Here is a 13307-nt window from a genome sequence, read left to right as displayed (position 1 = left end):
AAACCGAGGACCGCCTCACAGGCGGTCCCGGTGCTAGTTCCCTGATCGGGAAACGGACAGTCCATAAGATGCCGCTTGTCCCGACCTGATAAAGGCCGCTCCGGCTTCGAACAAGGCGCTGCTTAACGAGGCAGTGTGCCACGTGGCACACCAATGGTCGCCGAAAGCACGAAGATTGGGGATTTTTGGGCTGAGGCGCCGGTTACCAACGGCGCCGAGCTACCGAATCTTCGTGCTTTCGACGACCGTTTGCTGATCCGGCTTCGGTTTTCAAAAGCGCGAACGCATCGCCAAATGGTCACAGGCGATAGGGTGCCATCTGTAAATCGGCCGATGCAATTCGTGCTTTCGACAACCGATCGGAGGCGCTGCCCTCGGCGTGCATCCTTGCGCCACAGCATGGCCCTGGTATCGCTAAGGCGTGCGCAACGCCCGCGCACGACCAGAGCCCACCAAGCTGCTACCTTGGTGGGCTCAACCGTCGATCATGAAGGCTCATGCCTCGATGAAGTTGCCAACGACATGGGGTCAGCGTCTGAAATCCTTCAACAGGGCGGCTCGTCATCGTCCGCGGCGCTGGGGCACTACGCGACCGACTAACTCTTAAGGAAGGATTGGATCTTGCTCGGCCTATTGCCGCGCAAGTTCGTCACCCGGATTGATGACCGTGGGAAAAGCTCACGTGGGGCTAACCGATGTTGGATTTACCGCCCGCGGCCACGATCGTCCCTACTACGATCTTGGTCACGCTGCCTGCTCCGCTCGCGTTCCTGCTCCTGCTGCCGCACACGCTCGACGCGGCGTTCGCGCATGACCGCCTCGTAAAGCTTATTGAGGGAAGGATGCGCACGCTCGACCCTGGCACGGGCTAACTCATCGCCGCGATGACGCCGCTGTCCAGTAACGGGGCCAAGATACTCCTTGATCTGACCCAGCCGCTTCGCGAGTTGCATGGACCGCCGCTGCAAACCGCGTGCGGTCTTCTCCCAATTAGCCTTCGCTGCCTCGTAGGACGAGCGCCGTAACGCCGCCAGCAGCCCGGTAGGTGGCAACGGCTGGGTGCGGGCATGGTCACCTCTCACTGCCTCATGGCGCTTGTACATGCCATTCGCCCGCACCTGCGCTCGCTGTGCGCGTGCCTGCACACCCGCCAACTCACGCCCGTGTTCCGCTATCCAGGTTTTCTCAACTTCCTCACGCGTCGGACGCCGTTGCCCTTCGGGCTGCATCTCACGCGAGGACAAGGCGGCGGTGTTAATCGCACCCCTTTCGGGGTTCCGATTGCCCAGAGCCGATCTGTCACCGGTGTTAATCGCCCCCCTTTCACGGTTTCGGTCACCAAAGGGGGACATGGCACCGGTGTTAATCGGCCCCCCTTGCTCCTTGCCGGGCTTCGGCCTGAATCCGGCGAACATCCCGCGCGCCTTGTCGCGAACCTTCTCGACCATCTGGCGCGCGAGTTCCGGGAACCGGATCTCGCGCCGGTCGGCAAAGGCGCGGACATAGTCCTGCTCGCTCCGCTCCGGCGCATAGTCGCCGGCCATGTCCTTCGACCGGTCGCGCGACAGCATGCGCGCGAGCTTACCCTGGTCGGCGAAGTCGTCGCGGCCATAGTGGAGCTGCACGTTATCGCGATGCCGCGTCATCCCGACATAGCTGCTGTGCCGGTCCATGCCCGGCGTCGCCAGCACGTGCCCGCGATCGACGGACACGCCCTGCGACTTGCCGAACGTGGCCGCATAGCCGTGATCGACCGAAGCATAATCCTTGAGGTCGAAGGCAACGCTGCGCCCATCGTCCAACTGGACGCCCATGCGCCCGTCCTTGATCCGCTCCAGTGTGCCCAACGTGCCGTTCTTCACGCCCAATGACCGCTCGTTGCGCAGGAACATGATCCGGTCCCCGGCCGCAAAGTCGCGTTCACCCCGATCGGCCGCGACGGTCCGGTCCTCGCCCAGCTCGCCGCTGGCTCGCACCCGCTCGCGCGCCTCTCGGTTGAGTTCGCGCACCTCGGCGTTGGTGTGGGTGAACATGATGCGGGTCTTGTCCGGCTCGGCCTGACGATCCCGATCCCAGCGATCGACCAGCCCGGCCCGTGCCGCCTCGCGCGTGTCGGCCACATGGACCATGCCGTGTGCGGCATAGGCGTCCAGCGCCTCGGCCGTCCGGCCGGTGGCGAAGGCCCGTGTTGCCTCCTTCTGCCAGTCCTCGCGCTGCCGGCGTATCTCGGTAATCTCGGCTGCACCGTGCCGCTCGGTGATCGACCGGAACGCCGCGCCCGCCTCGATGGCCTGCAACTGCTCGGGATCGCCCACCAGCACCACCTTGGCCCCGGCGTCACGGGCATGGGACAGCACCCGCTCCATCTGGCGGGTGCCGATCATCCCGGCCTCGTCCACCACCAGCACGTCCTTCGGCCCGAGTTGGTCACGACCCTGTGCCCAGCCATGCTCAAGGCTGGCGATCGTGCGCGACGCGATCCCCGACCCGCCCTCAAGGTTTTCGGCCGCGATCCCGGACAGCGCCGCCCCGCGCACCTGGTAGCCCTCGCGCTCCCAAGCCTCTCGCGCGACGCCTAGCATCGCCGACTTGCCGGTGCCGGCATAGCCGACGACCGATGCCAGCCTGTCGCGTCCGGTGATGTGGTCGAAGGCGTCGCACTGCTCGCCCGACAGTACCAGGCCCCGCCCCTCGGCCGCCTCCAGCGCACCGGTCCGCTGCCGGTCAGACACGCCATGATCGCCGCGCCGGGCCAGCTCGTCGCCGGCCTTCTCCAGCCGCGCCTCGGTCGCGATCATGTCGCGGGAGGTGAACCGTTCCTGGTCACGCCCGTCCTTGCCCAGCGCCACCAGCTCGGGGCTTGCGCGCACCGCCGCCATCACCTGGTCGAACTGATCCTTGCCGTCCGAATGCCGGAACGCGAACGCGGCGAGGTCGCGGGTGGTGAAGGTGGATTGCTGCCGGGTGATGCCGTCCAGCGCGATGCGCGGATCGGCCGCTATCTTCTCGCCGTTTTCGCGCGCAATCCGCCGGTGGTCGTCAGCACGCTCGGCATCCTCTCCGCGCTCCAGCCGGCGCATCCCCGCCGGGCCGATCTTGTGCTGGGGCTCCAGCTCGATGCCCCGATCGGCATGGCTGCGATGGTCGATCCGGCCCTCCAGCCCCAGCTCGGCCATGCGCTCGTTGACGTGGGCGGCCCATGCCTCGCGCCAGCCCTGCAACAGCTCGCCGCTGTTCCAGTCGCGGTTCTTCTGACCGAACCCCTCCGGCCCCACGTCGCGCATCGACAGCATGACGTGCGCGTGCGGCTTGGGGCTGCCGTCCTTCGCCTTGTCCCAATGCACGTTTAGGTCGGCGACCATGCCGCGCTTCACGAACTGCCCGGCAACGAAATCGCGGGCGAGCGCGACGCCCTGCTTCTCGTTCATCTCGCGCGGGATCGAGAACTCGACCTCGCGGGCGAGCTGCGCGTCCTTGCGCTTCTCGCCGGCCTCAACCTCGTTCCAGAGCACGGTGCGGTCTTTTAAATGTTCCGGCGCGCCTTTCGGCAACATCACCTCGGAGTGGATGACGCCGGCCTTGTTCGAGAAGTCGTGGTCACGTCCCAGCCGCTCGTCATACAGCTCGGATGCGGAGCGATACGCAGCGGACGCGACGGCGCTGGAGCCGTTTGCGCGGCTGATGACCTTGGCGCTGAAATGGTAGATCGCCATCGCGAGCGGCACCATGCACTTCTGAGCGCACGTCAGCAACGACGTATAAGCGCGCACTCATCCTCCGCTTCGCTCCTTCTGATTGACTTGCCCCGCTTTAGGCTTGCGCTCCCCGTCTGCTCTGTCAAACTGGCTGAACGAGGAGAGCATGATGAGCCGTGCTTACGAGGAAGCGATGGAGCGACGCCGCGATGCGTATGTCGCTCAAGCGCTCGGGATCAGCGTCGAGACGCTTGATGATTACCCCTTTGATCTGGACGAGAATGCCAGCGACGACGGCGTGGTCTACGGTTGGCGCGTTCTGTGGAACGAGGAAGCTCCGTCCGGTGTCGATGCAAACGGAACATCGGGGCTGCTGTGGACGGATATTCCTGCCGCGCCGGATGAACCCGACGAGGATGATCGCGATGCGTAAGGTGCGCGATTACGATGCGGAGCTGAAGGCGCTCGGCGACAAGGCCAAGGCGCTCAAGGCGAAGCGGGTGGAACAGCTCGGGGCGCTGGTCACCGCAACTGGTGCCGACGCACTCGATGCTGAAACACTCGCAGGCGTGCTGCTCGACGCGATCGGATCGAAGGATGCGAGCGCGAAGGAGGCATGGCGCGCGAAGGGCGCGGCGTTCTTTCAACGGCGCGGGCGCAAGGGTGGCGGCGCTGCTGCAATCGACGGATCGGGCGCTGCAACTGAACCGCGCGGCGACGCTGCGGACGGAAGCGGGGCAACGGCGAACGGATAGCAGGGGCTGGGTCGTGCAACGCCGCGAACGCACCCGCCACCTGATCGAACTGGGCGGCCTCGTCCAGAAGGCCGGGCTGGTCGATCTCGCCGACGACGATCGCGCGACCATCTACGGTGCGCTGCTGGAGTTGGTCGGCAAGGCAAGGAGCGAGGCTGGCGACGACACGCTGGCATTGTGGAAGCGCCGCGGCCGGCGGGCGTTCGACGCGGAAGAAGCGGAACGGGAGACGGGCGAATGACGACGATCGACCTCGACACGCTGCGGAGCGAAGTTCGTGCGCTGGACTATGTGCGGGGCAGCCCAACCGAGGACACGATGTGGCGCGAGGACGACGAGGACGCTCGCGCCAATCTCGCGATCGAAGGCATGGCGCTGACGCCCGAGGATGATGCCCTGTTCGATATGATGCGCGACGAACGGGTGCCCCCTGCCCTAGCCACGCAAATCCTTCTCAGGCTGCTCGGCCATCCCGATGCCGATTCCGCGCTGGCGATCACTCCGGCCGGCGCGAGCTGCTGATGCCGGTGCGGATCGGGCCGCTCTGGGCGCTGCTGATCGGCTTCGTCGTCCTGATGGCGAGCAATAGCTGGCTCAAGGGCATCTTCGGCGTCGGCGAGATCGCGACTGACGTGCCGTTCCTGCTCACCGGCCTGGTCCTTTTCGCGATCTGGAAGTTTAACCGACGCGGGCAGGGTCGTAACACGCTGATGGGATCGGCTCGCTTCGGCGATCGCCGAGACCTGGCGAAGCTCGAAGGCTCGGGCGATCTCGTCATTGGACGATCGGGCCGGAACAACAAGCTGCTGCGCTATGACGGCCCGGCCCATCTGCTGACGATGGCACCCACCCGCTCGGGCAAGGGTGTCGGCACGATCATCCCCAACCTGCTGCTGCTCGACCGCTCGGTGATCTGCATCGACCCCAAGGGCGAGAATGCCCGCGTCACGGCCCGTACGCGCGCAAGGAAGGGCGACGTGTGGTGTCTAGACCCCTTCGGCGTCTCCGGGCGTCCTGCGGCCCGCTACAATCCCCTGGCGTGGCTCGATGCCGCCAGCCCGGACCTCGCGGAAGACGCACAGACGGTCGCGGACGCGCTGGTCCACGACGCACCGGGACAATCGGGCGAGGCGCATTGGAACGAGGAAGCCAAGGCGCTCATCGCCGGCATCATCCTACACACCGTCATCCATGAGCCCCCTGCCCTCGCCACGCTGGCAACAGTGCGCGACAAGCTCACCCGCGATCCCGCCGGCTTCGCCGCGCTGCTTGCCGACATGCAGGCCAGCACCGGCGCGCACGGCCTGATCGCGCGCGCCGCCAACCGCCACCTCGGCAAGTCCGATCGCGAAGCGGCCGGCGTGCTGTCGTCCGCCCAGCGCCACACCCACTTTCTCGACAGTCCCCGCATCGTGGACAGCACGTCGGCATCCGACTTCCGGTTCGCGGACCTGAAGGAGCGGCCGAGCACCGTGTTCTTGTGCCTGCCGCCCGATCGGCTCGATACCTATGCGCGCTGGCTGCGGCTGCTGGTGAGCCAAGCCGTTACCGACATGGCGCGCTCCCCTGCCCGGCCGGACAAGCCGGTGCTGTTCCTGCTCGACGAGTTCGCGGCGCTCGGCCGCCTCGACCCGGTGGAACGCGCGATGGGGCTGATGGCGGGTTACGGAATGCAGCTCTGGCCGATCCTCCAGGACATGCACCAGCTCAAGGCCACCTATGGCGAGCGCGCCGGCACCTTCATGTCCAACGCCGGTGTGATCCAGACGTTCGGGGTCAACGATCTTGCCACCGCCGACATGCTGTCGCGCACGATCGGCGACACCACCATCGAATATGAGACGTTCGGCACATCCGGCCCGGCGAGCATCTTCAGCGACGGCACCCGATCGGAAAGCTCCAGCGGCCACGTCGCCGCGCGCCGGTTGGCGACGCCCGACGAAATCATGCGGATGAACCCCGACGATCTCCTCCTGCTGCGGCAGGGCCAGCACCCGCTCGTCGTTGGTAAGATCCGCTACTATGCCGAACGCGAGTTCGCCGGCCTCTACGATCCGGCGTGATCGTACACGCCTACACGCCGGCGAAACCGACGATAGGCTTCGGGACACCTCCCCACCCTGCCTTTTCAACGAGCGTGACGCCGACAGGCACACACCGCCGGATCGGCTTGGCTTCTTTCGGAAGCCTGCGGCTGTTAGGCCGCTCCTGTGACGGCGATAGCCGGCACGAAACGAAGGCGCATTGCCTCAAAGAGGCAATTCCGCATTCCCTTTCCGTTCCTTGAATACGTCCGTGTCGGTTAAGTGATTCTGTTAAATAGGAATCGTTAAGAAGGTTAAGGGGTCCAAAAAGCGGAATCTTTGGCCTGTTTTCAGTAGCCTACGAGAATGCCCGGTGGGTGAAACCCCGTGATTCGGTGGGTGAAACCCCGATAGTGCGGTGGGTGAAACCCCGAAGCAATGGTGGGTGAAACCCCGAGTCAGACGTACCCGAAAACCGCGTGCCCGGATCGATTATCCACAGACTGAGAGGCTGTACGCCATCCGGAGCGGTACGCCGGCGACCGCTGGAAGACTATGCCGGGTGGGTGAAACCCCGATAGTTAGGCCAGCGGTGGGTGAAACCCCGATAGTCAGCGTCGGCCCGCGAGCTTGTCCATCCGGGCATCCACCTCCTCAGTGCGCCGGCGATCAGCGTCGAAGCGCGCGCGCCGCTCCTCCTCCGCCCGCATCTTCTCCGCCAGCGCCAGCGTCTCAGCCTCGCCGCGGCGTCTGAACTGGACGGCCGGACTCCTGTCGGTCGTCTCCGCCAGCTCCATCGCATAGTCGGGGAGCTGATCGGCCTCGATCACGCGCCGGAGCATCCGGTTGAATTCCTTGGGCTGGGCGTCGCTGCCGGTCTTGTCGCGCAACACCTCGACCCGGCACAACCACCCACCCTGCTGCGAGCCGACATGCTTGCGCGCGATCCGATACAGCGCCCGCTCCAGCCCCCCGGACAGGAGGAAATAGTCGGGGTGCATGGTCAGCAGCGACTTCTCGTTGACGATGCCCTCGTAAACCCAGTCGGAGAGGGTCAGCGTCATCCCGCGCGGCTGTTCGGTGTCAGCGTCGGTATCGAACGTCCAACTATCCAGCCAGTTGAAGCCCGCCTTCTGCCTGCGCTTCGTCGCCCGAATCGAGGTCGTGATGGATGTGGTCTGAAGCCGGAGCAGCGCGGCTTGCAGCTCCTGATAGTCCCTGCCCCCGGTGCTGCGCTTGATCGCCCGCAACAGGTCGTAGGGCGTCGTCGTCAGCGTGCGCGGCAGGTCGTTCAATCCCTGCTGCTTCATGCGGTTGAGCGTAGACGCCGCCCAGATCAGGATATCGGCGTCCCAAATCGTCGCCATGCCGTAGTCGGGAATCGCCTGGACGCGCACCCACGCCTCGCCATCCGGACTTTTGTATTCGATCGGCTTCAACCGTTTGCGCTTCTGGAGCGAGAAGAACGGCCGCTCCATGACCTCGCGCTGGTCGCGGAGCGGCAGGTCGCCCAGCGCCGGGATGAACAGGTCGAACTCGGGGTTGGGATCACGCCGCTTGCTCATGGCGCGAACCTGGTGTGCCCCCGCTTGACCAGATACTGGCGGAGCAGGCGTTCGGTGATAACGGTAAGCGGTTCCCCGCCCTCCTCGACGCTGAGCTGACGCAACGCGCGGTGCATGTCCTCGGGGATATGGATCAACACCGGCTTCTTGCCGGGATGACTGCTGCGCTTGGCTGGCGCTGCCGAGGCGCCGGCGTCGCGGCGTGATCGACGCGCGGGTGCAGACTGCTGAGGCATGGGGGCAGGCTCGACGGCGGGTGCCGGCGCCTGTTCTTCGGGCTGGTCATCGAAGATGCCGGCCAGCGCGGAAGGCTTCCTTGCCATCATGCAAACTCGCTTACTTGCTTAGTCGTATAACCGCTTAGTCGCTTAGCCTCTTTATAGGCGCTTCGTAACTCGGCCGCCGCCTTGCTGTCCGGCTCCGTCTCGGCCGCTGTCCGTCCGAGCGGCGTCGCCTTGTAATAGTCCTTGCGGAAATGGAGGCGGCTGTCGAACAGCGTCACTCCCTTCGCCGCGAAACCGGCGTGAGCTTCCTGCCCCTCCCCGCCCTGGTGTGGCACTTGGGTTAGGATGACCGCGAACGGCGTGCCCGCCTGCTGGACCTGCTTTACGGTCTGCAAGACCGAATGCACGTCGAGCCCGCGCGGCGCGACGGGGATGATGACGAAATCCGCCTGCTCGGCCGCAAGCATGGCGATGTCCTTCGAGTTCGCCGGCGTATCGATGATGATGAGGTCGATCTTGCCGCTGCTCCGTCCGCGCGAGACGTGGAGCGGCAGGCCGGCGACGCTGCTGTCCTTGACCATCACATCGTCCATGTCGCGTCGTTCCGACCAGTAAAGCGCCGAACCTTGCCGATCGTCAGCATCAAGGATCACGACAGACGCCCCCTCGCGCGCCGCCTCGACGGCGAAGCCGGTAGAGAGGGTCGTCTTGGATTGACCGCCCTTCTGCGCAATCACGGCCCATACCTGCATAACTGCTACTCCCACTAAGCGGCTAAGCGACTTATACCGCTTAGCCGCTTAGTCGTAAAGGTGATTAGTCGCTTAGCCACTGTCCTCGGATCGTTGAGATGACCTCGATCGTCGACTCTACTTTATGGCGAACGACGGCGGAGGGGGGCGAGACACAGCCCGGCTGATTGCCGTTGCGAAGAGAAAAGGCGGTTCCGTACAGGACGGACCAACCACAATTATAGGCGATTAAGCCACTAAGCGATTAAGCTGCAAATTTGGTCCCGATTGGGATGGTATTTCGGGATTATGGAAGTAGATCGGTTAGCCGGTTCCACCTGAGACATCAGGAGCCACTTTGGGGTCCGGGTCCTGCGCCTTGCCGGTCGCGGGTGCCACCTTCTGGCTCGGCATAGCGGTGAGATAAGCAACGATCGCATCGACGTCCTTCTCGGCCACTGGCGCCTTATACACCTCACGCATCTTGGTGACGGTCGCCTTCCACTGATCCGCCGATAGCGCAGGCTGGGTCAGCGCCATGCTGGCTGAGTGGCACGAGGTGCAATTGGCATTGATGACGTCGGCGTGCGGACCGTCGGGGTAGGTCGCGTCGTCGGCCGGCAGGTCGACGCTGGTCGAGGCAAGCGAGAAGCCGCGCGCTGACACGCTGGCGGCCGGTGCCGGCTCAGACATCTCGGAGATCGGAACGGGCGCCTTGCGGCTGCTCGGCGCGCCGATCGAGACGAGGATGATGCCGGTCAGGCCGATCAGGCCAGCAGCCATCATGCCGGGAGACGGAGTCTTCATGATTTGCTCGCTCCTCAGGCCGCGATGATGGTGGTGGTTTCAATGTTGCCGCGCATGAACCCGCCGGGATTCCAGATCGGCTTCATCGGCTGAGCGACACCGTTGGTGTTCCAGCAGCGCACCATGATGGGGTTAGGCCCGCGTCTCAGCGGCACCCGCCCGTCCCAGCGCCGGAAGCTGTACCTGCCCTCGTCCGCTCCGAGCGTCGTCCTGTACCAGGTGCGGCCACCGTCCGACGACACATCGACCTTGGCGACGCCGCAATCGCCGCCCATTGCGATGCCGCCGACCGGGATCGACGCTTCATAGGCGATCGCCTGACCATCGGGCAGGCTGGTCATCCAGCTACGCGGGATCATGCGATTGATCGGTACGGTCGGGAAGTCCTTGGCACCGGGCGCGACATTCGCGCCGGGTGTCGCGGGGATCTTGTAGGCCTTGGCCATCCAATACTGGTCGTCAGGGCCGGGCAGTACCTCGATCGCGTTCAGCATCTTGACCCAATAGGTCGAGTACCAGCCCGGCACGATCAGCCGGCAGGGAAAGCCGTTGAGGAGCGGCAGTTGCTCGCCGTTCATGCCGAAGGCGATCATGACCTCGCCGTCGCGGGCATGGTCGATGTCGAGTGCCTTCTCGAAGTCAGGAGCGCCCGCCACGACCGGCTGATCGAGAGCGCCGAAGCGCACCTGCACCGCGCCTGCCTTGACCCCGGCGAGGTCGAGCACGTCGCGCAGGCGAACGCCGAGCCACTTGGCGTTGCCCATCGCGCCATTGCCCCATTGCGCGCCGGCGACGCGCGGCTGGAACAGCCCGCGGCTGTTGCCCGAGCACTGGTTCACCGCCGCCATCTCGACCCGTGGAAGGCGCAGCAGCTGAGCGAGGCTGATCGACAGCGGCCGATTGACGTGGCCGAAGACGTTGAGGCGGAAACTTTCGACGTCGATCGAGGTCGGTATGTCGGCCCAGTGCCAGCGGACGAAGAACTGGTCGTTGGGCGTGAACACCGACTTGTCGAAGACCTCCATCGGCGTCTCCAGCAAGGGTGGATGGACGCGCTGGAGGATCATGCTGCCCTTGCCGGGAAAGGCGCTGGTCATCGGCCGCTCGGCATTGCCGCCGGGCAGCTTCAGGTCGACGAGCTGCTGCGCCAGTGCCGGCGCGGCGGCAAGGCCGGCGGTGCCGAGCGCGGCATGGCTGAGGAAGCGGCGACGGCTGGTCTCACTCGCCAGCCCGGCGTCGAAATTGTCCATGACAAGGCTCTCCTGTGGCCAGTCACGCTGGCGGATCGAAGGGGCATTCTGCAAGTGATCGGACCGACTGATCCGATCATCATGGCGGATCAGTTCGGGGTGGCGATGCAGGGCGAGACGAACAGGTTGCCCCGCCATGCACCGGCTAGCGTCTTGGCACCGACCAGCAGCCACATCGCCGCGAGCGCAACCGTCAGCACCGTGCCGACGAAACCGAAGAAACCGAGGTTCAGCGTCGTGCCTAGGCGGAAGGTGGCGACGGTGTAGACGCCGAGCGGAAAGGTATAGCCCCACCAGCCCAGGTTGAACGGGACGCCGGCGCGCCAGTAGCGGATGGTGATGAGCGTCGCGAGCGCCAGCCACCACAGGCCGAAGCCCCACAGGCAGAGTCCGGCCACAACGCCGATCCCTTCCGCGACGGTACCGACACCGGCCAGCCCGTGCGCCGCGAGGATCGCCGGCGCGTCCGCCCCGAGCACCAGCATGCCCAGAGCACCCGTGCCGATCGGTCCCAGCGCCAGCCAGGAGGACGCCGCCATGCTCTCATGCGGCAGCTTGTGGAGCGCCATGCGCAGGATGAGGATGGCGAGGATGCCGAACGCGACCGGCACCGAATAGGCCCACAGCACATAGGAGGTCGCAAGCGTGACTAGCTGCGCGTGAGGATCGGTCAGATGCGGCGCGAGCAGCCCGCCGCTGGCGCCCGCCACTTCGGCAGCGACGACCGGCAGCAGCCATACCGCGGTCATGCCGTCCAGGCTGTGCTCGTGACGGGTGAACATCATGTACGGGATCAGGACGCCACAGGCGAGCGACATGGCGACGTCGATCCACCACAGGACGTGTGCGACCGGTACGATGCCATTCCCGAACCGTGCGATGCCGAAGGCGAGGCAGCCGTTGATGATCGTCGCGAGGCCCATCGGGATGGTGCCGATGAACATCGACACGGTGTTATGCCCGAAGATGCGCCGCGCCTCGTGCCCGAACATCGCCCAGCGCGCACCATAAAGGCCGGCGAACAGCGCGAAGAGTGCGATATTGAAGAACCACAACACCTCGCCGACGGGTTTAAGCGAAGGCCCGATGCCGGGCACCTGCGGCAGCGCGAGGGCAAGGATGCCCGTGCCCATCGTCGCGGCGAACCAGTTGGGCGTGAACTGACGGATCATCTCGCGGGGATGATCGAGCCGGCTGAGCGGCTTGAGGCCGCTCAGAACGGAGTGCGTGTCGGCAGTCATGCGACCTGCTCCTTGATGAGGTCCGTCAGCGCGTCGGCCGCGCGGGTGCGATAGCGTTCCTTGTGGCGCAGCGCGTGAAAGGCGCGGTCGGGCAGCCCGAGCGGCAGCTCGACAAGGTCACCGGCCTTGAGCGCACGAGCTACGACCAATCGCGACAAGACGGCAACGCCGGCACCGGCCTCGACCGCGGTACGCACCGCCTCGTTGGACGGCAGCGTCATCGCTATCGTCAGCTGGGCCGGATCAAACCCGCGCGTTCGCAGCACGTCCTCGAAGGTCGAGCGCGTACCCGATCCCAGCTCACGGACGATCCAGCGTTCTGTGCGCAGCCAGGCCTCGTCGACACGTTCGGCGTCCTCGCGGCCGACCAGCACCATCGGATCACGCCCGACGTTCCAGTGGGCGAGTGCCGGTTCGTCCACCTCGCCCTCGACAAAGCCGAGTTCCGCCGCGCCGCTCAGGACCTGCGCTGCCGCACCTTCGGTGTTGTCGATCGCGAGCTCAACCGCGATCTGCGGGTGGCGTTCGTGGAAGGCGGCGAGCTTTGCCGGCAACCAGTAGCTCGCGATCGTCTGGCTGGCGACGATCCGCAATGAACCACGGGCAAGCCCGGCATAGTCCGCCAGCATCGTCTCGGCATGCGCTGCCCGCCCCAGCACCGCGCGCGCTTCCTCCAGAAAGCCGCGGCCTGCTTCGGTCAGCTGGATGCCACGCCCGACGCGGTGAAACAGAGGAACCCCGTAGCGCGCTTCGAGGGCAGCAATCGCGCCGGAGGCAGCGGACTGCGTGACGTTCAGCACCTCCGCTGCCTTGGTAACGTGTTCGCGCTCGGCGACACCGACGAAGATTCTGAGCTGCTCCAGGGTCATGCAGCTTATATCGCGCAATCTGATCGATACGACCAACCGTTTGATCTGCTCATTCCAATCTGGATATCGGAACGATCGGCAGCCTTTCGTCTGTGATGGTCTTGAAGACTTGAAGCGATCCGCGCGCTTGCGGCGTTTGTTCGTCC

General features: G+C 65.4%; 13 protein-coding genes. 5 read left to right on the top strand and 8 right to left on the bottom strand.

What is annotated here, in order from left to right; genetic code table 11:
* Positions 1 to 704: 704 nt before the first annotated feature.
* Positions 705 to 3713: a Ti-type conjugative transfer relaxase TraA gene (traA, locus tag AC4GY7_RS17480; protein WP_491116415.1), complete on the bottom strand. Its 3009-nt coding sequence runs from the start codon at positions 3711 to 3713 to the stop codon at positions 705 to 707.
* A gap of 151 nt (positions 3714 to 3864) precedes the next feature.
* Here traA and AC4GY7_RS17475 point away from each other — a divergent pair, with 151 nt between their 5' ends.
* From AC4GY7_RS17475 to AC4GY7_RS17455, 5 genes are read left to right on the top strand one after another with little or no spacing between them, the layout of a single operon-like run.
* On the top strand, positions 3865 to 4128 hold the full coding sequence (locus AC4GY7_RS17475) for a hypothetical protein (protein ID WP_309730815.1): 264 nt from the start codon (positions 3865 to 3867) through the stop codon (positions 4126 to 4128).
* Positions 4121 to 4450, top strand: a complete 330-nt coding sequence (locus AC4GY7_RS17470; protein WP_309730818.1) for a conjugal transfer protein TraD — start codon at positions 4121 to 4123, stop codon at positions 4448 to 4450. The genes AC4GY7_RS17475 and AC4GY7_RS17470 overlap by 8 nt, the downstream gene beginning before the upstream one ends.
* Positions 4451 to 4463: 13 nt before the next feature.
* Entirely contained in the window at positions 4464 to 4691 is a 228-nt protein-coding gene (locus AC4GY7_RS17465) for a conjugal transfer protein TraD (protein ID WP_198355687.1), read from the top strand.
* Entirely contained in the window at positions 4688 to 4972 is a 285-nt protein-coding gene (locus AC4GY7_RS17460) for a hypothetical protein (protein ID WP_309730824.1), read from the top strand. The genes AC4GY7_RS17465 and AC4GY7_RS17460 overlap by 4 nt, the downstream gene beginning before the upstream one ends.
* Entirely contained in the window at positions 4972 to 6513 is a 1542-nt protein-coding gene (locus AC4GY7_RS17455) for a type IV secretory system conjugative DNA transfer family protein (protein WP_491116412.1), read from the top strand. The genes AC4GY7_RS17460 and AC4GY7_RS17455 overlap by 1 nt, the downstream gene beginning before the upstream one ends.
* A 572-nt stretch (positions 6514 to 7085) precedes the next feature.
* Here AC4GY7_RS17455 and AC4GY7_RS17450 read toward each other — a convergent pair.
* The 7 genes from AC4GY7_RS17450 to AC4GY7_RS17420 all read right to left on the bottom strand — a co-directional run bounded on the left by AC4GY7_RS17450 (position 7086) and on the right by AC4GY7_RS17420 (position 13161).
* On the bottom strand, positions 7086 to 8039 hold the full coding sequence (locus tag AC4GY7_RS17450; protein ID WP_309730830.1) for a replication initiator protein A: 954 nt from the start codon (positions 8037 to 8039) through the stop codon (positions 7086 to 7088).
* A complete protein-coding gene (locus tag AC4GY7_RS17445) occupies positions 8036 to 8365 on the bottom strand; it encodes a hypothetical protein (RefSeq protein WP_309730833.1) in 330 nt (109 codons plus the stop codon). The genes AC4GY7_RS17450 and AC4GY7_RS17445 overlap by 4 nt, the downstream gene beginning before the upstream one ends.
* The gene (locus AC4GY7_RS17440) at positions 8362 to 9015 is read right to left on the bottom strand and encodes a nucleotide-binding protein (RefSeq protein WP_309730835.1); all 654 of its coding nucleotides are present in this window, start codon (positions 9013 to 9015) and stop codon (positions 8362 to 8364) included. Before AC4GY7_RS17440 ends, AC4GY7_RS17445 begins: the two co-directional genes overlap by 4 nt.
* Before the next feature lie 303 nt (positions 9016 to 9318).
* Positions 9319 to 9801: a c-type cytochrome gene (locus AC4GY7_RS17435; RefSeq protein ID WP_007406258.1), complete on the bottom strand. Its 483-nt coding sequence runs from the start codon at positions 9799 to 9801 to the stop codon at positions 9319 to 9321.
* Positions 9802 to 9815: 14 nt separating this feature from the next.
* Positions 9816 to 11051: a molybdopterin-dependent oxidoreductase gene (locus AC4GY7_RS17430; RefSeq protein ID WP_007406293.1), complete on the bottom strand. Its 1236-nt coding sequence runs from the start codon at positions 11049 to 11051 to the stop codon at positions 9816 to 9818.
* An 89-nt stretch (positions 11052 to 11140) separates the two neighbouring features.
* Complete coding sequence (locus tag AC4GY7_RS17425; RefSeq protein WP_345907745.1) at positions 11141 to 12292, bottom strand: TDT family transporter; 1152 nt, start codon at positions 12290 to 12292, stop codon at positions 11141 to 11143.
* Positions 12289 to 13161: a LysR family transcriptional regulator gene (locus AC4GY7_RS17420; protein WP_183952277.1), complete on the bottom strand. Its 873-nt coding sequence runs from the start codon at positions 13159 to 13161 to the stop codon at positions 12289 to 12291. The genes AC4GY7_RS17425 and AC4GY7_RS17420 overlap by 4 nt, the downstream gene beginning before the upstream one ends.
* Positions 13162 to 13307: the final 146 nt, after the last annotated feature.

It is taken from the genome of Sphingomonas sp. SP5, assembly GCF_058313455.1.
This window is presented reverse-complemented; position numbering and strand designations above follow the sequence as displayed.